The 21,853-nt window shown below is 45.5% G+C and carries 14 protein-coding genes; 9 read left to right on the forward strand and 5 right to left on the reverse strand.

Going from position 1 to position 21,853, the window contains the following annotated elements:
- Positions 1-3 precede the first annotated feature (3 nt).
- The 3 genes from ACSJJG_RS06680 to ACSJJG_RS06690 all read right to left on the reverse strand — a co-directional run bounded on the left by ACSJJG_RS06680 (position 4) and on the right by ACSJJG_RS06690 (position 7,756).
- A complete protein-coding gene (locus ACSJJG_RS06680; protein ID WP_282885482.1) occupies positions 4-5,130 on the reverse strand; it encodes a DUF637 domain-containing protein in 5,127 nt (1,708 codons plus the stop codon).
- 27 nt (positions 5,131-5,157) lie between these two features.
- Positions 5,158-6,855 carry a ShlB/FhaC/HecB family hemolysin secretion/activation protein gene (locus ACSJJG_RS06685; RefSeq protein WP_189759318.1) on the reverse strand — a complete coding sequence of 566 codons (1,698 nt, stop codon included), beginning with the start codon at positions 6,853-6,855 and terminating at the stop codon, positions 5,158-5,160.
- Positions 6,856-7,618: 763 nt separating this feature from the next.
- Positions 7,619-7,756: a hypothetical protein gene (locus ACSJJG_RS06690; protein WP_189759317.1), complete on the reverse strand. Its 138-nt coding sequence runs from the start codon at positions 7,754-7,756 to the stop codon at positions 7,619-7,621.
- A 615-nt stretch (positions 7,757-8,371) separates the two neighbouring features.
- Here ACSJJG_RS06690 and ACSJJG_RS06695 point away from each other — a divergent pair.
- From ACSJJG_RS06695 to ACSJJG_RS06725, 7 genes are read left to right on the forward strand one after another with little or no spacing between them, the layout of a single operon-like run.
- Positions 8,372-9,583 (forward strand): aspartate aminotransferase family protein, encoded by a 1,212-nt coding sequence (locus ACSJJG_RS06695; RefSeq protein ID WP_189759316.1) that lies wholly within the window; start codon positions 8,372-8,374, stop codon positions 9,581-9,583.
- Between the two features lie 23 nt (positions 9,584-9,606).
- Positions 9,607-10,635 carry an arginine N-succinyltransferase gene (astA, locus tag ACSJJG_RS06700; RefSeq protein ID WP_399478001.1) on the forward strand — a complete coding sequence of 343 codons (1,029 nt, stop codon included), beginning with the start codon at positions 9,607-9,609 and terminating at the stop codon, positions 10,633-10,635.
- A 58-nt stretch (positions 10,636-10,693) separates the two neighbouring features.
- Positions 10,694-12,205 carry a succinylglutamate-semialdehyde dehydrogenase gene (astD, locus tag ACSJJG_RS06705; RefSeq protein WP_189759314.1) on the forward strand — a complete coding sequence of 504 codons (1,512 nt, stop codon included), beginning with the start codon at positions 10,694-10,696 and terminating at the stop codon, positions 12,203-12,205.
- Complete coding sequence (gene astB / locus ACSJJG_RS06710; protein WP_189759313.1) at positions 12,192-13,535, forward strand: N-succinylarginine dihydrolase; 1,344 nt, start codon at positions 12,192-12,194, stop codon at positions 13,533-13,535. The genes astD and astB overlap by 14 nt, the downstream gene beginning before the upstream one ends.
- A 12-nt stretch (positions 13,536-13,547) precedes the next feature.
- Positions 13,548-14,555: a succinylglutamate desuccinylase gene (gene astE / locus ACSJJG_RS06715; protein WP_189759312.1), complete on the forward strand. Its 1,008-nt coding sequence runs from the start codon at positions 13,548-13,550 to the stop codon at positions 14,553-14,555.
- Between the two features lie 35 nt (positions 14,556-14,590).
- Positions 14,591-16,015: an amino acid permease gene (locus tag ACSJJG_RS06720; protein WP_189759311.1), complete on the forward strand. Its 1,425-nt coding sequence runs from the start codon at positions 14,591-14,593 to the stop codon at positions 16,013-16,015.
- Between the two features lie 49 nt (positions 16,016-16,064).
- On the forward strand, positions 16,065-16,742 hold the full coding sequence (locus ACSJJG_RS06725) for a hypothetical protein (RefSeq protein WP_189759310.1): 678 nt from the start codon (positions 16,065-16,067) through the stop codon (positions 16,740-16,742).
- A 113-nt stretch (positions 16,743-16,855) separates the two neighbouring features.
- Here ACSJJG_RS06725 and pta read toward each other — a convergent pair whose 3' ends face one another.
- Both pta and ackA read right to left on the reverse strand, forming a co-directional pair.
- Complete coding sequence (pta, locus tag ACSJJG_RS06730) at positions 16,856-19,000, reverse strand: phosphate acetyltransferase (RefSeq protein ID WP_481088860.1); 2,145 nt, start codon at positions 18,998-19,000, stop codon at positions 16,856-16,858.
- 100 nt (positions 19,001-19,100) lie between these two features.
- A complete protein-coding gene (gene ackA, locus ACSJJG_RS06735; RefSeq protein WP_481088861.1) occupies positions 19,101-20,303 on the reverse strand; it encodes an acetate kinase in 1,203 nt (400 codons plus the stop codon).
- Positions 20,304-20,566: 263 nt separating this feature from the next.
- On the opposite strand from ackA, the gene yfbV reads away from it, so the two are divergent.
- Together yfbV and ACSJJG_RS06745 are read left to right on the forward strand one after the other, a co-directional pair.
- Positions 20,567-21,022, forward strand: a complete 456-nt coding sequence (yfbV, locus tag ACSJJG_RS06740) for a terminus macrodomain insulation protein YfbV (protein ID WP_481090395.1) — start codon at positions 20,567-20,569, stop codon at positions 21,020-21,022.
- Between the two features lie 77 nt (positions 21,023-21,099).
- On the forward strand, positions 21,100-21,759 hold the full coding sequence (locus tag ACSJJG_RS06745; RefSeq protein WP_481088862.1) for a sugar phosphatase: 660 nt from the start codon (positions 21,100-21,102) through the stop codon (positions 21,757-21,759).
- Positions 21,760-21,853: the final 94 nt, after the last annotated feature.

A 21,853-nucleotide genomic window follows, 5' to 3' on the forward strand; every position in this document is an offset into this window, starting at 1 on the left:
CCCTTACCTAAACTTTATTTCCACGTTTCTTTTAGCATCATCACTAACTTGAAATTGTTTATCGCGTACAATTTCAACCGTCCAGCGTGCCTTGGTTTTATCTGCGCTGGTTGAAACTGCACGCAGGTTTATGGTACTGCCATCAGCGAGTTTGGCAAAATAAAATCCTGGTTTATTAGGAACTTGTGTGAGAGGTACACCGCCTGTTAAACTTTCAGCGTAAGCACGGATATTCTGCTCAGTCAATTTCTGGGTTTCAAACACTTTAACAGTACCTGCTGCATTGCTTCCCCCATCACCGTACACTTGTTTAAATTTCTGTCCAAAGACAGTCAATTCACTTTCAGTGTTGTTCCTGTCAAAAATTTTAAACACGTTTTCTTTATGTGTTCTCTTGATTGATTCCAGAGCATCAAGAGTCGGTTTTGACAGCGCATCATTCTTAATTTCAGCCTGAACGATCTGGGAGAGCGATTTTCCTTCTAATTTACCCGTCTTTGAAAAAGTTTCTCCTGATTCATTCAGGGCTTTTGCCAGTGCACGCGTACTCTCTTTGCTTTTGCCCAGAACCAAGATGGAGCTACTTGTCAAAACACCCGTACCTATGGCAGCTTCGGGTGCTGCCGCATCAAGAGCTGCAATTGACGCCTGGTTCAGGCATAACAAAGGATTGGCCTTACAGCTTTGAAGAGCGACACGCCCCGCAGCGAGCAATCTTGCAGAGCCGGCGACTAATATATGTCCACCAATAGTAGTAGTATAGCCACCTGCTGCTGTGATTGTCACAGCAATCGCTGCATCTCGCCGAGCAGCAACACGTTCAGCGGCGGCTTTATCCCCTTTCGCTGCCGCTAGTATGTCTTTTTGGTTTTCAAGCACCAACCAAGACCACATATGCTCAGTCCAGTTATTACGATAAACCAGTTCTGCGGTACTCGCTGCCTGATAAGCTCCTTCTGGGGTATGACTAATTAATGCCCCCGACAATGCGCCAATAAACTTAGCCAATTGGGCTTTGGCTTCATTTCCTCTTAATGCTTCCTGAATTTTATAAAGCTGGCGTATTGATTCATTTTTATACGCAGGTTCAAACAACCTGTTTTCCATTGTAATTGCAGCAAATTCAGCCGCTAAAGCCCCGACAACAGCCCCTTTAGCATCCCCACCTGCAATTTCCGCACTGATCCCTGAGACAACAGCATGACTGAGCGTCTTACCGGCATGCCCTAAAATTTCCCCGTTATCACCAACCAGTTTGGCCCCTTGCGCCTGAATTTGGTCTCCAATATTATTCAAGAATGCTGTTTTCAAATTATCCGTAAAACTGCCGCCATTCATGGCTGTCCCTAGTGTTGAACTCACAATAGAATGCGCGGCAACACGCTGGGCTACCTTAATCCAGTCACTATTCACCAAAGGAAGCTGGGCCTTGGCAGGATCAACAACCCCGGTCTCTCCTGCGATGTTTCCCCATCCCATTGAGTGATCCAGACCAGCCAATGTCCCCCCCATTGCCATTTTTGTTACGAGAGATTTTACGGAATCACGCTTTGCCAGCGCGGTCAGTGTCCTGGAGAGATTGCCTTGATTTTCAACTAAGGCAACCGCTGCCTGCGAAGTCAACCCTATCATGCCACTATAAGCCGCCCCATAAACTGCGCTCGCCGTAACACCTGTTGCCCCGGTCGCTCCCACCGCAGCTTCTCCCGCCCAGGCAGCCATACCAGAGCCTGCGGTTACCGCCGCAACGGCAATCGCAATCACAGCCCCCACAACCGGATTCAGGCTCTGGCTTTTCTTGTCCCAACTACTGTAAGCATCCTTAACCAGACTCCACTGAACATCATGACGATTGTGCAGATCTTTCAGCCATTCCGTCCCCGGGGTATTGCCGAGCCTCACCAACGCGTCTTCAAGTAACTGCCCCTCTTTGACTTTTACATCCGCACTGACACCTTGCCCTGACTCCACCGTCAATGTCCCGCCAACACGCACTGACGGTATGGACCATACCTTCTCACTACTGCCTTTATCACGGTGTGTAACAAAAAAACCTTCTGACACGGAGACAGTTCGTTCAAACGCGGTATTTGGCATCGCCCTGAAGTTTACTTTTCCTGTTTGGCTGGTAATTTTCGCGTTTTTGTTGGTGTCAATCCGGCTCGCTTCCAATGTCACATCGTCTTTTGCCATCAGGGTAATATCACCACCCGCAATAAACTCAGCCGGTTTGCTCGTTGAGTTATGTTTTATCCGGGTTGCTTCCTTACAGCTCCTGAAGATTAAAAAACCGCCACATTTCCTTTCCTTATCTTCCCATTTATATGACTCTTCCATCGCTTGCGCATAGAGAACGCCCCCTTTGGCAGCAATATCCATTGCCCCTTTAGCCATCAACGCGGTTGCCTGAAATAAAATACTGCCCTGGGCATGCATCGTTAATGCACCGCCACTCTTAAGCTGGCTAACACGTTGTGTGAAGCGTTCACTGTTGCCGTCTTCGATATGTTCCTGTACCGACTCGAAGCGGATATTTCCGCCCGTGGAGAGCGTCATATCACGACCGGATGTCAGGCTTGAGCCATAGGTTAATAAATTCCCGGCCGCAGAGAGGGTAAGATTCTGGGCTGCATTCAGGGTGCTGATGCCAGCAGCGTAGGATTTATAATCTGCTGCGTGGTCAGGCGAATATTTTTGTGCCAGGAAGACCACGTCTTGCCCCGCATTAACGGAGATATCCCCTCTGCTCGAGGTTAATGTAGCAAACCGGCCAACGATATCCCGGCCTGCACTCAGTTTCAGGTGATCGCCGGCAGTAATACGGGCGCTACCCGCCAAAATTCTGGCGCTGGCTTCATCTAAAGGCACATCTTCGGCATCATGTGCATGCATATCAATATCACGCCCTGCGCCCAACGTGATGTGTTGTCCGGCGTCGATCTCTCTTCTGAGTAACTTAATATCATTGCCCGCAAACAAATTAATACTGCCCGTCGTCTTCAATGGACCCACATTCCAATTCTGAAGTGTGGGGGTAACATCCAGGTTATGGCCGGCGCTTAATGTCAGGTCATAGGACGCATTGGGCTGAGTTGCCGTGTAGAAGTACAAATCTTTACCCGCCGACACCCGTAAATTGTGAGTGGCTGAAATGGAGGGGCCATGACCGTTGCCTAATGTGATGTTGCCTTCGCGCACGGCATATTCAACATTGTCCCCTTTCAATACCACGTTTTTGGTATTGATGTATTGACCGGTAATTAATGTCAGATCATGCTTTGCTTCCCATTCTGCGTCTTGTGCATCAATGATATTTCCCGCATTTAACGTAATGTTATTTGCCTGATTTGACCGAAGCCCAATGACCTCGAGATTGTTACCCGCTGATATCCGTAAATTGTTATCAGCCGCGGTCACACCATTTTTCACCGTGATGTTTCCAGCACGCGCAACAAGTTCAACATCGTTCTTCCCTGTCAGGGTTGCGGAGTCCAGCTTGATATTCTCGCCGGCAACCAATACCAGATTATTATCTGCATGCATCATTCCCTGGGAAATAGCCATGTTACGGTCAGCGATGACTGACAGTTCATTGTCCGCTTTCACTTTAAGGTAACCGGGACCGGCCATTTCACCGGCATGAAGCAGGATATTTCTCCCGATGATTGATGTCATGCCCGATAACAAATCGAACCTGTTTTTAAAATCGACAACAATATTATGGCCCTGGAGTGAGGTGAGTTGTTTGTATTCCGTCCAGTCACGATGGTTACCCGTGAAAAAGTTGTTACCCGTTAGAATAAGATTATTACGTGCGCTTAACTGACTGGTGTTTTTGTTGGTGAGATTAGAGGCATTGATATAAGCATTCGCCCCTGAAGCGAGAAGGCCCCCCTCAATATTACTGAATTCTTTTGTACGCATGACGATATCGCCATATTGGGTTTGCAGCGTTCCTCGATTGTTGTTAACCCTACTCGCTGGATTGCCCACCCAGTCTTTTTGCAGCCACAGGTTGCGATTGGCCTGAATCAGGCTAACCTCTCCCCCTTGATTATCCAAACGATCAACAAATAAACGCATATCCCCGGCTGAAAGCACCTTACCTGCATTGTTCAGGGTATTAGCCGCTAATGTGATATCTTTCCCTGCTTTGACCTGACTGTTTTTAACGATGTCAATGTCTTTACTACTCACATTAATATCGGTTTTGGCGTTGACATTCCCAAGGGTGATTTTGCCATCCACAGTCAAACGGATACCATCTTGGTGAGTGGTCAAATTGGCGAGATTAACGCCAACGCCGGTTTCCGTTCCCACCAGGCTGATTTTATTCGCATACATGCCTCCCATCGCCCGTGTATCAATGGCAAGTTTGGGAACTTCTCCTGTTCCTTTAACGGGAAAATTTCCATGTTCAAAGTCAAACAGGTTAGCCCCTTGTACCAACGACAGGTCTTTGGCTTTTATTACGCCGTTAAGGGTCGTCGCACGACTGATAATATCAACATAGTCTGCTGACTGTGCATCCAATCCACGCTCGCCAATAGTAATGTGTCCTTCTCTCACGCCGATGGCGGCCAGTGCCCCATTTTTATCAACCATCGGCTCCCCGGTCGTTAATGTCACCCCGGCAGTATTGATAAAACGACAACCATCACAGGTAATACCATTCCAGTTGGCAATGACAACCCGGGCTTTTTGCCCCGCCACTTCCAGAGGGCCTGCCAGCTCAGAAGGGTCGGGACCCATCACCTCATTAATAATCAGGTCTGCTCCTTTACCGTTAATCAGGTTCGGATTTGCCCGAATTCTCCCGGCCAGTTCGGTTTGTGTGTCCGTGTTCGCGTTATTTAATATCACTCCCATGCCCCCAGGCACCACAAAATTACCGTAATAAATATGGCTCACACCTGCCGTATTCGGTTTGGGGATATTCATAACATGAGAATACATTTGGCTGCCTGTTACCGGGTCCTCGTAATAGTACTTCTCAATATCCCCTTCCTGTAGCCCGCGAGCGTCAGGATTGGTTTTCCCTATCGCGGGATGCAGTGGATACACCGCTGTCAGATAAGTAATTAGATAAATCAGGCACTTCATTTTTGATGAGTTTTGTTGAGACATCATGGGTTACCTTTTCTTATCAGGGTTAACTTAAAATTCGAGTGAAACGCTGGCATAAAACGACCATGCATCAGGCTTTAGCGTGTGCGGGTAATACAGTGGCTTACCAATCATGAGCTGGGATGACATCACCTGTTGTGTCAGCGTGACACCAAGAGCACCGCCCAATAAATGCGCCTTTGCCACGCCATAACGAGGCTGCCCAACCCGATGGCCATAATCCAATGCCCCCATAAACGTCAGTGCACCAATCTGACCGACGTCAAATTGATGGGTGACCTCCTGTCTCCAGTAGAACCCCTGGTCACCACTCAGGTATTGGGTTTTGTATCCACGTACCGAGTACAATCCCCCCAGAGACAGCCGTTCAGGGGAAGGCAGATCATCAGGACTCAACTGCCCATAAAATGAGGTTAAATACGCGGTATTGGGGGAGAGAGGGTAATAGTAACTGCTGCTTAAGTTGAATTTACGGAAGGTATTTCGGGTTGCGAGAGGAGGGGATGTGACCGCGTTTCCATACTCAAAGGCGGGTCTGAAGGTAAAATAACCGCCACCCAATAGGGTACTGTACTGGGCGCCTACAGAAGCTGTTTTTATCACCGGACTGCTTAAAAAGAGTTTTTGATCGGCAATTGCGTTTTTCACTGCCTTATAGCGTCCGCCGGCTTGTAAACCGAATTTTTGCTTTCCATCCCGATAAAGTGTGCGGGTGATGTCAAGCTGATGTGTCTGGTTTTCACTGTCATAGGGATAATTTTTTCCCATGATCGCCAGTTTTTGCCGCGAGGTATGGTAAAAATAGTGATAACGTGCGGTCCAATAGCCATAAGGAACACTCATTGACAGCGCCAGACTACGGCTATGTCCCGCCGGCCTAAAATCCGTATCCTGTAGCCAGGAGAATGACCATTGTTCCCCCAGCCCCAAAGGGGCATCCAATACCAATCCGGCACTTGCCTGATATTCGCCTATCCCTTTTTGACCGCTGTTATCGACGCTGATCAATCCCCTGCCCGGAAAGCGACGGGCTTGCTGCCGAATATGCACTGTAGAGTACCCGGGTTGTGCACCCGGTTTGATCTCAATGGTGAAACGGGACGAAGCCAGACGATTAAGGTGCTCCAGTCCCTGTTCAATATCGCGCAAATTTAGGATCTTTCCCACTATCCCCGGAAACAGCATCTTTGCCATACGTGGCGGTTTTCCATCAATTTCAATGGCATCAATCCGGCCTTCTATTACCGTAATACGGAGTTTGCCATCAGAGAGGCTTTGTTCAGGCAGGTAGGCTTGTGAAGTGATATAGCCCTCTGTGATATAGGCGTTGGTGACTGCCCGCACTAACTGCTTAAGTTCAGTCAGCGTCACGCAACGATGGACATAAGGCTGGGTCACTGTGTGCTGTACAGATATGGATAAGGACTCTGCGCCTTGGAATAGGATTTCGTTAATGTTAACGCACTGAGTATCAATGGTCTGCTCACTCTCCATGGTTTGTTCGGGAATAATCGATTTTTTCCGCAAATCTTCCCGTTGTTGCTGGGCATCATCCAGCAATATTTTTTGCTGTTGACGCTGACTGTCCAGTATCGCTGGCGGGGATGCCAGGTGCGGTTCTTGCGCTTGATGATTAAAAGGAAGTTCATCGGCTTGTGCGATGTGTACAACAAAGATAGCCCAGCCCAATAACCCAATTTTTATTTGGTTGAATATTCCTATTGTCATAATTTAATTGGTTAATCAGTTAATAAATACTTATAAAAGGAGAGATAGCCTATTCTGATATCTATTCTCTGATTTTCAATATGGTCTAAATCACAAAGAAATATTTATAGGTTATAAAACCAAAAATAGATTAAAAGATAATATTTTTCCTATCGTTTAAACTTATTAAGTTTGGAAATAAGCGTATTTTCCTATTTTTCCATTAATAAATGATTTGCTTCCAAGTAATAGAAGGCCAAAGATTATGAATGGTAATAAAAAAGTTAATAGATATGTTATTTAATATAAATAGCGTTTCAAAATGATAGGAGTATTCCTTACCCTGCGCAGGGTAAGGAACTCCAATATCTGATACTATCAGTATTATGAAAATCTATTTATACCAATCCAACTTTAAAATGCGTGTGATTTTTCCCCGCTTAGCGGGGGAGAAATCAGGTTTCATATCGTGTTGTAAATTGCAATTTGTTAATAGTAATAACCCCCGAATAAACCAGCAGAAGTTGTTCCGGATACAATAAGTGATTTATTGACTCCAGCCCAAAGAAAAACTGTAATTTCCCGAGCCGATTTCCAGGCGATTTCTACGCGCTGAGATGGCGGGGTGGATCATGTCTTCGGGTATATTATCACCGTTAAGTTTCCAGTTTCCTTGGGTTTCAGGCAGTTCTGCCTCTACGATACAATTTGACGGAAATTTCACATCCCACAACAGGCAATCTTTATCAAATAGCTACCAGCCTGAACATGACCTCCTGCTTCCTCAATGGCGCGCAACAGATTTCACGCGGGTGGGTTCATCCAGCAATTTGTAACTGATCGCTATCAGAGATGCAGTCTGTGTAATATCCACGCCACCAAAGTGCTCATAAATTCGCCATGGCAGAATACAGGTTATCATGTATGTTGATTGGCCAAAGTTGCCCTGAGTATTCATTAAAAATGGGTGCGATTATTTGTAATTTATTGATTTAAATGATTATTTTGTTTAGTAGGATAAAAATCATCAATTGCAAATACATTTTTTAACTTATTGGTATAACTTATAACTCTTGTTTTGAATAATTATTGAACAGAAAGACATCACTTCCACTGTCCTCAATTCCATACCTCTTTTTATTTATTTTTTTATGCATAAACGATGCATAAACTGAGAATAAAGGCATTTTTATAAATTGTGAAAAACATCATAAAGTAAATTAATTGTGACTTTATTGTGTTGACTTTGTTAAATCTCAGGGGGATTATGAGGTCAATTCATGAACAAACAAGATCAAAAAGAACCTTGTAATAATGCCATTGAGAACTTATCGAAACAATGAATTGATAATTTAAATAAGCCCCATCATTAAAGGTTAAATTTAATAATATATACCAATCTCACTTCAATATGCGTGTGCGCGAAGCGGGGGAGAGATCAGGTTTCATAGAGCGTTGTAAATTGCAACTTGAAGTTTAATACGTATATAAAATGATTCCTTATTTTTTTATATTTTAATCATGTGAGGAAACACAAATGTTGAACACGATCCAAAGAAATTGGTTTGACCAGTATATGGTTCCCTGTTTTTCACCGGCAAATTTTATCCCTGTCGTCGCTAAAGGCTCACGTGTCTGGGATCAGAATGGTAAGGAATATATTGATTTTGCTGGTGGAATTGCGGTGAATTCACTTGGTCACGCTAATGATGAATTAAAGAATGTATTAAATTTTCAAATGGAAAATATATGGCATATTGGTAATGGTTATACAAATGAACCTGTTTTAAAACTGGCGAAATCTCTGGTTGAAAATACATTCGCAGATAAGGTTTTTTTCTGTAATTCGGGAGCAGAAGCAAATGAAGCTGCATTAAAAATTGCCAGAAAATATGCATTAGATAAATATGGAGATCATAAGAACGAAATTATTTCATTTGAGAACTCCTTCCACGGCAGAACATTATTTACTGTGACTGTCGGAGGGCAACCTAAATATTCTCAAGATTTTGCGCCATTGCCGCAGCAAATTACTCACCTGCCATTTAATGATATCGATACTATCAAGGCCCATATATCAGAAAAAACTTGTGCTGTGATTGTTGAACCGATCATTGGGGAAGGCGGGGTGATCCCTGCCGAGCCGGCATTTTTAAAAGGATTACGGGAATTATGTGATCAATATCAAGCGTTGCTGATTTTTGACGAAATCCAAACGGGTATAGGCCGCACTGGGTATTTGTATGCCTACGAGGGGATTGGGGTAGAGCCAGATATCTTAACCAGTGCCAAAGGGCTGGGTGGTGGATTCCCGATAGGTGCCATGTTGGTCAGGCAACATATCGCAGAGGCTTTCCAGCCGGGATCACACGGTACAACATTTGGTGGAAATCCGCTGGCGGCAGCCGTTGCTAACAAAGTCGTCGAGTTGGTGAACCAACCGAAGTTTCTTGCTGGGGTGCAAGAGCGTCACCATGAATTTATGAGGAGGATGTCCAAGCTTAATCAACGTTATCAAGTATTCAGTGAATTGCGCGGTAAAGGGTTATTGTTGGGCGCTGAGTTGGTTGAAAAATATCAGGGTAAAGCGAAAAACCTGACTAATATCGCTGCGGAAGAGGGATTGATTGCTTTGATAGCCGGTCCCAATGTGTTGCGTTTTGCTCCTGCATTAAATATCGAACAGCAGGATATCAATGACGGTTTCATCCGCCTTGAAAACGCCCTCAGGCGATTTGTTCAGGAATAAAGCCGATTTGAGGTGATATCATGATGTTATTTAGACCCGTTCAATATGAAGATTTAGGGGATATCCTCAATCTTTCGTCCCGTGCAGGAATTGGCCTGACAACATTACCCAATAATCAGGAATATCTGGCAGCACGGATTTCACGCAGTATTGATTCTTTCAACGATGCAAAGGGACGAGCACAACAAGGATTTTTATTTACCTTGGAAGATACGGAAAAGCATCGTGTTGTTGGTGTCAGTGCGCTGGAAGTTGCTGTTGGGCTGGAAGAGCCTTTTTACAATTTTCGCGTACATCGATCAGTGCGAGCTTCCCGTGAATTGGGTGTCTATAACACATTTGAAACGCTGGTTGTCGGGCAGGATTATACCGGATGCACTGAATTGTGTACGTTATTCCTTGATCCCGATTATCACGGCGGAGGCAATGGTGTTTTTCTTTCCCGAAGCCGCTTGCAGTTTATTGCCGCATTCAGGCCTCTCTTTCCAAAATGCATTTTTGCGGAAATGCGTGGCGTTGCGAATCAACAGGGTGAATCGCCATTCTGGGATGCTCTGGGGAAACATTTCTTTAATGTCTCCTTTGCTGAAGCTGACTACTTGACGGGCATTGGCTCCAAAACGTTTATTGCAGAATTGATGCCATTTCATCCCATTTATGTCCCTTTGTTACCAGAAGAAGCACGCCAGACCATTGGTCAGGTACATGAAAATACGCTGCCTGCCCGCGCTATTTTGGAAAAAGAGGGATTTGCTTATCACGATGCGGTCGATATTTTTGATGCGGGCGCTATCCTTGATGCCGAAATTGACAATGTACGGACAATCAGAGCCAGCCGGCTTGTGCATGTTAAAAGAAACGATCAGGTTTCCCGATCGCAGGGCGGCGTACAATGCATTGTCTCTAACCTGAATTTTCAATCGTTTAAAGCACTCCTGTTGTCTGTTTCTGAATCTTTGGATAGCGATGAATTGCTGCTTACCTCCGCAGAAATGGCAGTACTGCATGTGGATGATGGCGATCCGGTACGCTTCGTTTCTCTTTTCTCTTAGCGGTTTTCACCATTAAAAACGTTGTCATTAAGCGCTGTTGCAATTGAGGAATTTCACAATGAATCATCAAGCAAATTACATTGGCGGTGAGTGGATAGCAGGGAAGGGCCTGCCTGTTATTAAATATTCTCCTGTAGATCAGCGGATCTTATGGCAGGCGAACGGTGCTGCTGAGCATCAGGTAGTTGAAGCCTGCCAATCCGCCCGTAAAGCATTTCCTGCATGGTCTGGATTGGCGGTTGAAAAACGGATTGCGATTATTCAGACATTTGCTGATTTGCTGACTCAAGAAAAAGAAAAAATCGCGCAGGTGATCAGTGAGGAAACCAGTAAGCCTTTGTGGGAAACACGGACAGAAATTCAATCGATGATAGGCAAGGTTGCTATTTCAATTGAAGCATGGTTACAGCGAACCGGGTATTCCGAAACACCGATGCCAGACGGAAAAGCGATATTACAGCATCGTCCTCACGGAGTGATGGCTATCTTCGGTCCCTATAATTTTCCGGGGCATTTACCGAATGGACACATTGTCCCTGCGCTCATTGCCGGTAATACATTGGTGTTCAAGCCCAGCGAATTAACGCCGCTGACGGCGGAAAAAACCATGGAATTGTGGATTAAAGCGGGATTGCCTGTAGGGGTATTGAATTTGGTTCAGGGAGGCAAAGAAACCGGTGGTGCCTTGCTGGATAATCGCGAAATTGATGGTGTGCTGTTTACAGGCAGTGCAGCAACGGGGTTCCACTTTCATCGCCTATTGGCAGGTCAGCCAGAAAAAATGCTGGCTCTGGAGATGGGCGGCAACAATGCCCTGATTGTAGACGATTATGATGATATTGACGCCGCGGTTTACACCATTATCCAGTCAGCCTTTATCTCCGCGGGGCAGCGCTGCACTTGTGCCCGTCGGTTGTTGGTGAAGCAAGGAGAGAAGGGCGATGCGTTGATCCAACAGTTAGTTGATGCCGCAGGCCAGATTGTGCCTGGTCATTGGAATGCTGATCCTCAGCCTTTTATCGGCGGCGTCATCTCTTTAGCGGCGGTGGAGAGTTTGCTGGACGCTCAGAATAAGTTATTGGCCCTGGGGGGGAGATCTTTGCTCACCTTAACCCAGCCTGATCAGCATTCGACGTTTATGACACCCGGCATCATTGATCTCACCAATGTTAAAGATATTCCTGACGAAGAATATTTTGGGCCTCTGTTGACAGTTAAGCGCTATACCACTTTCGATGAAGCCATCTCAATGGCAAATGATACCCGATTTGGACTGGCAACCGGGCTAATTTCTCCTGATCCCGGCCTGTTTGAGAAGTTAATGCAAGCGGCGAGAGCGGGGATCGTGAACTGGAATAAACCGCTGACAGGCGCATCCAGCAAGGCTCCGTTTGGTGGTATTGGGGCTTCTGGTAATCATCGCCCCAGTGCTTATTATGCCGCGGATTATTGCGCCTGGCCGATGGCTTCCCTGACGACGGAAAGTTTAGTGTTGCCTGAAACACCGGCACCAGGACTTAATTTTTTCATCAATCAATCGGATGTCAGAGGTGGTTATGTCAGGAATTGAAGCAAATTTTGATGGTTTGATCGGCATGACACACCATTACGCCGGCCTGTCAACGGGGAATAAAGCGTCCATCAATCATCAAGGGAAAGAATCTAATCCGCGTAAAGCCGCACTTCAGGGATTGATGAAAATGAAGGCGTTGTCTGATATGGGGTTAGTACAGGGGGTTTTGCCCCCGCAACAGCGTCCTAACCTGCCCGTGTTGCGACAGATCGGGTTTACCGGCAGTGACGAACAGGTATTAAATAAAGTCGCACAATATTCTCCGTTGTTATTGTCTAATCTCAGTTCCGCCTCTTCCATGTGGACAGCAAATGCGGCAACGGTTTCTCCTTCAGCAGATAGTGCGGATCAACGTGTCCACTTCACGGTAGCAAATTTAAATAACAAGCTGCATCGTTCGCTGGAAAGCACCACGACTTCACGAGCTCTGAAAGCAACTTTCCCAGCGCAAAACTATTTTGTTCATCATGATCCTCTGCCACAACATGTGGATTGGGGAGATGAAGGTGCGGCAAACCACAATCGTTTTTGTGGCGAATATGACGAAGCTGGTGTGCAGTTATTTGTTTACGGACGCAAGGCATTGCAGGAAGGGATTGTACCTAAGCGTTATCCCCCTCGGCAGACACTGGAAGCTAGCCAGGCAATCGCCCGCCTGCATCAATTAGAGGACTCCAGAACGGTATTTGCCCAACAAAATCCCGTAGCCATTGATAGTGGTGTGTTTCATAACGATGTCATTTCAGTGAGTAACCGTCATGTTCTTTTTCATCACCAGCAGGCTTTTTTAAATCAGCAAGCAGTATTGACCGAGTTGGGGGAGAAAATGGCGCGGCTTGGGCACAACTTGGTGGCGATTGAAGTGCCTATGGAGCAAGTCACCCTTCAGGATGCGGTCGAATCTTACTTGTTTAACAGCCAGCTGTTGAGCCAGCCGGATGGCAACATGATGCTGATTTTACCGGAAGAGTGCCGCCAAAATCACAATGTTTCAGCTTACTTGCAAGAGTTGATTGCAAAAGGAAACTCTCCCATCAATAAACTCCACTTTTTTGACTTGCGAGAAAGTATGCGCAATGGCGGTGGACCGGCTTGTTTGCGACTCAGGGTTGTTTTAAATGAACAAGAGTTGGCAGCAGTCAATCCAGCTACCTTGATGACACCAAAATTGTATCAACGCCTGGCGGCATGGGTGGAACGCCATTATCGGGATTCCTTGTATGTAGCTGATCTTGCTGATCCGCAGCTATTGAGGGAGGTCTATTTTGCCCTTGATGAACTGACACAGATCCTTAAGTTAGGTTCGATTTATGAATTTCAGAATTAATCAGGAGATGAAATGGATTTACTGACTTTATTGCTTGAAAACAAGATCGAAAATAACTTGGTTTTTCCGCCAACGATTCAGTCATCATGGCTAGCGGAAGGGGTATTACAGTTATTACCGCAAAAACGACCACAAGTAACAAGGGCCTCTTCACAAGAAAAATCTGTCGATACGTTGATTATCTCCGCCGGAATTCATGGCAATGAAACGGCACCGGTAGAAATACTTATCCAGTTATTATCACAACTGGCTCAGGGAAAATTGCCATTGCAACATAATCTTCTGCTGGTATTTGGCAATTTACCCGCCATGCGGGCAGGGCAACGATATATTGATTATGATCTCAACCGTATGTTTGGTGGCCGTTATCAAAATTTTCCTTTAGGGAATGAATCGAAGCGGGCAATGGAATTGGAGTCTGCTATCCAGCGATTTTTTCATGAAACGGCGGTGATGGCATCAACGCAATATCGGCACCTTGATCTTCATACTGCAATCCGAGGTTCCTGTCATGAACAGTTCGCCCTATTGCCATACCAGGCACGTGAATATGCTGCGGATTTTTTACAATGGCTGGAAGATAGCGATCTCGATGCCTTGGTATTTCATAACACAGCAGGGGGAACGTTCAGTCACTTTACCAGCGAACATTACAATGTGGATAGTTGCACGCTGGAGATCGGTAAGGCGCTGCCTTTTGGACAAAATGATTTAACCAGGTTCAGCAATATTACCACGGCCTTGCAGGATTTGATTGCTGGATTGCCTTCAGGTAAACGCGTTAAAGCGGCGTTTAAACGCTATCGTGTGGTTGATGCAATTATCAAACAACATGACAGTTTTCAGCTCAATATCCCAGAAGATACAAAAAATTTCACTGAATTGCCGCAAGGTTTTGATATCGCCCATCAGCAATATCAATCCTGGAAGATTGAATCGCCTGCCAACTTTATCCTGTTTCCCAACGCTCATGTTGCTGTTGGGCTACGGGCAGGACTGTTGTTAGAAAAATTAACCTAATCAATTCATAAAACAGCAAGCCGTAGAGGTTATTGATGACGAGATCATTAAAAACACCGGTGGAACAATCAGCCGATGAGCAAAAACTGCACCGTGGATTGGGTAAGCGCCATGTTCAGTTGATCGCAATTGGTGGTGCCATTGGGACAGGATTGTTTATGGGAGCAGGGAAAACCATCGCAGTATCAGGGACTTCAATTATCCTGACTTATCTTTTGATTGGCTTTTTTGCTTTTATGGTCATGCGGGCAATGGGGGAACTGTTGCTCACCAAATTGGATTACAGGACGTTTGCTGATTTTGTCGCGGATTATCTTGGGGATAAGGCCAGCTATTTTCTGGGATGGACTTATTGGATGAGCTGGATCGTCAGTTGCATCGCAGATGTGGTGGTATGTGGTGGTTATATCCAGTATTGGTTCCCAGACAGTTGGCTTTGGTTAACGGCACTGTTTATTTTGGCATTGATGTGCCTGTGTAATTTCTTCTCAGTACGGCTGTTTGGTGAAACGGAATTCTGGTTTGCCATGATTAAAGTGGTGACGATAGTGGCTTTAATTATCGTTGGCATTGGTATGGTTTTTGTCGGCTGGACTTCTCCCAATGGTGTGACCGCTTCTATAAACCATTTGACGGAGCCTGAAGTCTTTCTGCCCAATGGCGTATTGGGATTTCTGGCGGGTTTTCAGATTGCGATTTTCTCTTTTACCGGTATTGAGCTGGTTGGCACTGTGACGGCTGAAACCAAAGAGCCAGAGAAAATCTTACCCAAAGCGATCAACAGTATTCCGATCAGGGTCATTATCTTTTATGTGCTTTCCATGATGTGCATTATTGCTGTTACCTCATGGCCACAGATTTCATCGGAAGTGAGTCCCTTTGTGACGTTGTTTGCATTGGCAGGGTTGCCAGCAGCAGCAGCGGTGATTAATTTTGTTGCCCTGACTTCGGCGATGTCCTCGGCCAATAGTGGGTTATATGCCTGTACCCGTATGCTTTATGGTTTGTCCACGGAAAAGCTGGCGCACCGCAAATTTGGGCAACTTTCAATCAACAGTGCCGTTCCCATATTTAGCTTGATATTTTCGGTGCTTTGTATGGCAAGTGGCGTATTCTTGCTATTTATTATCCCCAATGTCATGAAATTATTCACTATTGTTACGACTGTGGCAGCCATTATGGTGATTTATAGCTGGTGTATGATACTGATTGCTTATCTGGCTTATCGCAAGAAACGTCCTGACCTGCATAAAAAATCTATCTATAAAATGCCAATGGGCATTCCTATGACATGGTGTACCTTGCTATTTTTTGCCTTTACGGTGGTGATCATGGTGTTTGATTATGACACCCGTATTGCTCTATATGGTACGCCGGTGTGGTTTGTGATATTGGAAATGTTGTGGCGAATGAGAAAACATCGGGAAAAACAGAAAATTCAGCAAGAAATAGTAAATTGAATTAAACAGATCCTATGAAGATATTTTTTATATTATTGGGAGATAGATCATGATACTTGAATCCAAATTTTTTAGCATCTTGGACCCAGATATAACGGGACCATTGACGCGTAGTGAGTCAAATTTAATAAATATGTCTTCCAGGGGATCTAATATTAAAGATTTTATCACTATCAGAGAGGTTGGGCTTCAAGAGGCTTTATGTATTGCTAATCAAATAAGAACGAACATGATTAATGCTGATTGGTTGATAAGTGCGAATCAGAACAGACAATTAAGTCGGGAGCAGGAACGATGGAATTCGAGGTATAAGGCTAGCTATAGAATACTTTCCCACATCTCTTGTCTCTTAGAAAGTAATTTTGCCGGTGTTTCCGCTTCAATAGAGTATTATTCCTTTGTTATGTTTTTTCAAGGAACACCAATTGGTATGTTGATATTTTCTAACAACAAGGAAAGAGTCACAGAACCTTCTTCTATTATAGAGTTTGCTACCCATATAGGTATTAGAAATAGTGGGATTTTTCTAATGGAATATGCGGTAAACAAATCAAAAACACTGGGTAAAAATGGGAATATCAAACTAATACCAGAGCCTGCTGCGAGAAATGTTTACTTTCAATATGGGTTTGGATATCAAAGAGGTTACATGGTATTAGAACCAGACAAAAGTGATAAATGGGGATTTTGGCGGGGAGAATACTATTTTAAGGCAAGTTGTGTATAAACAGAAAGTTTCTGCCCCCCTGAACCATTGAAAAGAATTACTGATCATCAGCAGACAAAAAATAGCCCTATGCTAACAGCGTAGGGCTATCTCATGTTTATGCAGCGAGAAAATTACGCGTTTTCTTGCTGAGTTGCCTGAATTGCAGTCAGTGCAACGGTATAAACGATATCATCAACCAGTGCGCCACGGGACAGGTCGTTAACGGGTTTGCGCATGCCTTGCAGCATTGGCCCGATAGAGACCAGATCTGCTGAACGCTGTACCGCTTTGTAAGTGGTGTTACCGGTGTTCAGGTCTGGGAAGATGAACACGGTTGCCTGTCCTGCAACCGGTGAGTTCGGTGCCTTGGATTTCGCTACATCTGCCATGATAGCCGCGTCGTACTGTAATGGGCCGTCAATGATCAGGTCTGGGCGTTTTTCCTGTGCTAAACGGGTTGCTTCACGCACTTTTTCAACGTCGCTACCTGCACCAGAGTTACCGGTGGAGTAAGAGATCATCGCAACGCGAGGCTCAATACCAAATGCTTTCGCCGAATCCGCAGATTGGATTGCGATTTCGGACAGTTGTTCTGCGGTTGGGTCTGGGTTGATCGCACAATCACCGTAAACCAGCACTTGTTCTGGCAGCAACATAAAGAAGACAGAAGAAACCAGAGAGCTATTTGGTGCAGTTTTAATTAACTGCAATGGCGGACGAATGGTGTTTGCTGTGGTATGAACCGCACCGGAAACCAGACCGTCAACTTCGCCTTGTTCCAGCATCAGGGTGCCCAGAACGACGTTGTCTTCCAGTTGTTCGCGGGCAACAACTTCGGTCATGCCTTTGTTCTTGCGCAGTTCAACCAGACGTGGCACATAGCGTTCACGTACTGACGCAGGGTTAACAAGCTCAATACCTGCGCCCAGTTCAACACCTTGAGCCGCCGCTACACGACGAATCTCTTCTGGATCACCCAGCAGGATACATTCTGCAATGCCACGTTCAGCACAGATAGCCGCTGCTTTGACGGTACGTGGTTCGTCGCCTTCCGGCAGAACGATACGCTTGCCAGCCTGACGAGCCAATTCGGTTAACTGATAGCGGAAAGCAGGCGGAGACAGGAGATTTGGACGCTCTGATGCAGCCGCCAGAGAATCGATCCACTCGCTGCTGATGTGCTGTGCAACGTAGTTTTGTACTTTTTCGATGCGCTCGTGGTCATCGGCGGGCACTTCCAGACTGAAACTTTGCAGGTTCAGGGAAGTTTGCCATGTATTGGTCTTCACAGTGAAAACTGGCAGGCCGGTGTTGAATGCACGTTCGCACAGTTCACGGATAGAATCATCAATTGAGTAACCACCGGTCAGCAATACGGCACCAATTTCAACGCCATTCATGGCTGCCAGACATGCCGTGATCAGTACGTCAGGACGGTCAGCAGAAGTCACCAGCAGAGAACCCGGACGGAAGTATTCCAGCATATTAGGAATGCTGCGAGCACAAAAAGTCACGGACTTGATGCGACGGCTTTCGATGGCACCTTCATTGATGATGTCAGCTTTCAGGTGTTTAGCCATATCAATCGCACGGGTCGCGATCAGGTCAAAATTCCACGGGATGCAACCGAGAATGGGCAGTGAGCTGTTTTTGAAGATAGTTTTTGGATCGACGTTGGTCATCGTCGCTTTGGTTGATTCGTCAAAGATCTCGGATAAATCTGGGCGAGTACGACCTTGGTCATCAACCGGTGCATTCAGTTTATTGACGATAACACCGATAATATTTTGGTTCTTGTTGCCACCGTATTCAGCACGGCTTAGTTCAATTCTTTCTTTCAGTTGCTCTGGGCTGTTAGTCCCCAGGGCAGTCACGAACACGATTTCAGCGTTCAGTGTCTTGGCGATTTCATAGTTCAGGGATTGGGCAAACGGATGTTTGCGAGTCGGAACCAAACCTTCGAGCAGAACCACTTCCGCATCTTTGGCGTTTTCGTGGTAACGCGCCACGATCTCTTCCATTAATACGTCTTTTTTGTTAGTGGTCAGCAGTGACTCCACATACGCCATATCCAGAGGTTCAGCTGCATGGATGCTGGAGTGTGAACGGATAATGGAAGTAGTTTGATCCTGAGAACCAGTGTGACGTGGCTGTGCGATAGGTTTGAAAACGCTCAGACGAACGCCTTTTTGCTCCATGGAGCGGATAACACCTAGGCTGACACTGGTTAAACCAACGCTGGTGTCAGTAGGGATTAACATAATTGTACGGGACACGGAAACCTCTTTAACGGTTGCTCGTCAGTCAATAAATGTGACTCAGTGCGATATCTTCGTGAAAACCGCCAGCATTGCTGGCGGTTCTAAAATCATCTGATTATGCGGTCAGACGTGCTGAATCCTGAGCAATAACCAATTCTTCATTGGTTGGGATAACCAGAGCAGGGCGGCTGTTATCTGTCGTGATAACGCCTGATTTGCCGAAGCGAGCGGCAAGGTTACGCTCGTGATCATATTCAAAGCCCAGCAGCGCCACTTTCTTCATAGTCAGTTCGCGAACCAGCGCGGAATTTTCACCGATGCCGCCAGTGAAGATAATGGCATCCAGACGACCTTCCATCAATGCGCTGTATGCGCCGATGTATTTAGCCAGACGGTGGCAGTAAACATCCATAGCACGTTTAGCGTCAGCTTTAGTTTCGTAGTTGTCTTCTACATAGCGGCAATCGCTGGTGACTTCGGTCAGACCTAAGAAACCAGACTCTTTGGTCAGTAGGGTGTTGATCTGAGCGATACTCATGCCCATGGCATCGTGCAGGTGGAATACGATAGCGGGATCGATATCACCACTGCGGGTTCCCATGACCAGACCTTCCAGTGGGGTCAGGCCCATAGAAGTATCAACACACTGACCGTTGACAATGGCAGAAACAGAACCACCGTTGCCCAAGTGGCAAGTGATGACATTCAGTTCTTCAACGGGTTTGTTCAGCATCTTGGCTGCTTCACGGGAAACATAGAAATGGCTGGTACCATGTGCACCGTAACGACGGATGCCGTGCTCTTTGTACAGGTTGTAAGGCAGTGCGTACAGGTAGGCTTCTTCAGGCATAGTCTGGTGGAATGCGGTGTCAAATACGGCAATATTTTTCTCAACTAAATGAGGGAAGGCTTTTTTCGCTTCAGCAATACCGATCAGGTGAGCCGGGTTGTGCAGTGGTGCGAATGGAATAGCCGCTTCAATGCCTGCGATAACTTCATCGGTGATAACCACGGAAGAAGTGAACTTCTCACCACCATGAACAATACGGTGACCGATGGCTGAGATTTGAGCAGAGAGTTCTGGCTTTTCAGCCAAGATAGTATTAACAATGAAGTTCAGTGCTTCGCTGTGTGCTGCGCCGGCACCTAAAGCAGCTTCGTTTTTCGCGCCATCCATTTTCCATTTAATACGGGCTTCAGGCAGGCCAAAGCACTCTGCTAAACCAGAAAGATATTCTTCACCATTGGCAGGATCGATGATAGCGAATTTCAGGGAGGAACTACCGCAATTAAGAACCAGTACCAGCTTACTTGACATGGAAATACCTATTATCTTGTTGTGATCTAATCTTAAATAAGAACAATGTTAAAAATAAAATAATTTGTTAACAAACCGAACCCAATTGTTGCGAAAAAGGGCAAAATTCCTGTTTTGCTACTGCAACAACATAAAAGTCTGTGTAGGATACCGTTTGCTAGCAATAAAGACAAAATATACTTAATAGTATTAATACTACAAAAAAGATTTTATCTTTTGTAGGGATTTTTTAAAAACTATACCTTTAATTGATTGAGGTCATGATGAACACGACACCGCCTGTTAGCCAGGGTTGGTTCAAGCGTATGCAATTAGGACAGCAATATTTGAAAACCTGGCCACTGGAAAAGCAACTTGCGCCTGTTTTTCCTGAGAATCGTGTGATTAAGGCGACTCGCTTTGGTATTCGGTTTATGCCGCCATTGGCAATTTTTACTTTGACATGGCAAATCGCTCTGGGGGGGCAATTGGGGCCATCGGTGGCAACGGCACTGTTTGCCTGTAGTTTGCCGTTACAGGGATTATGGTGGCTGGGAAAACGTGCGGCGACACCATTACCGGAAAAATTATTGCATTGGTTTTATGAAATTCGGGAAAAATTTGCCCGGGCAGGTATTGCAATGGCACCAGTAGAAAGTGTCCCGACCTACTTTTCATTGGCTGAATTGCTTAAACGGGCTTTTAAGCAATTGGACAACTCTTTTATTGATGATATTTAATCCATAATAATCATGTGGAATAAGTGTTTTATTATCACATAATGATTAACAAATAATGATGTTTAAAGGAGTCGGATTTGGTTCTGAAATGTAGAGGTTTTTTATTCGATTTGGATGGTACTCTGGTTGATTCATTGCCTGTGGTTGAGCGAGCATGGATTCAGTTTGCCGATAAGATGGGTATCGATAGGGATGAAGTGCTGAACTATGTTCATGGCACGCCAGCGATATTATCTCTCCGGCATTTTATGCCAGATGCGAGTGAAGAGGAGATCGCTGGCACTTTCAAATGGATTGAAAAAATTGAAACAGAAGATACGGCAGACGTTACAGCTTTACCGGGTGCTATCGCCCTGATTGATAAGCTGAATACGCTGGATATTCCGTGGGCCATTGTGACATCGGGAACGGTTCCGCTTGCTTCTGCGCGTCATAAAGTAGCGGCGTTACCGGAACCTGCTCATTGGGTGACGGCAGAATCTGTTACAAATGGAAAACCAAATCCTGAGCCTTATTTGTTGGGGGCTAAGAAGCTGGGATTATTGCCGGAGGAGTGTGTGGTGTTTGAAGACGCTGCTGCGGGGATCCATGCTGGGCTGGATGCGGGCTGTCAGGTTGTTGTGGTCCACGATTCACCGGATATTCCACGCCGCGATGAAATCCATTTGACGATTAATAATCTGGAAAATATTGAAATTGTTAAATCAGGCGGTTATGTATCGATTTATACCGATTGAGACACACTAAATCAGACGCTTCCTTGATCAGAACGAGGGATTTTCTCTGAGAAACATGGCCTACTGACTTTGTTAACGTTTGTACCTGTAGGCT

Source organism: Xenorhabdus sp. SGI 60 (assembly GCF_056632175.1).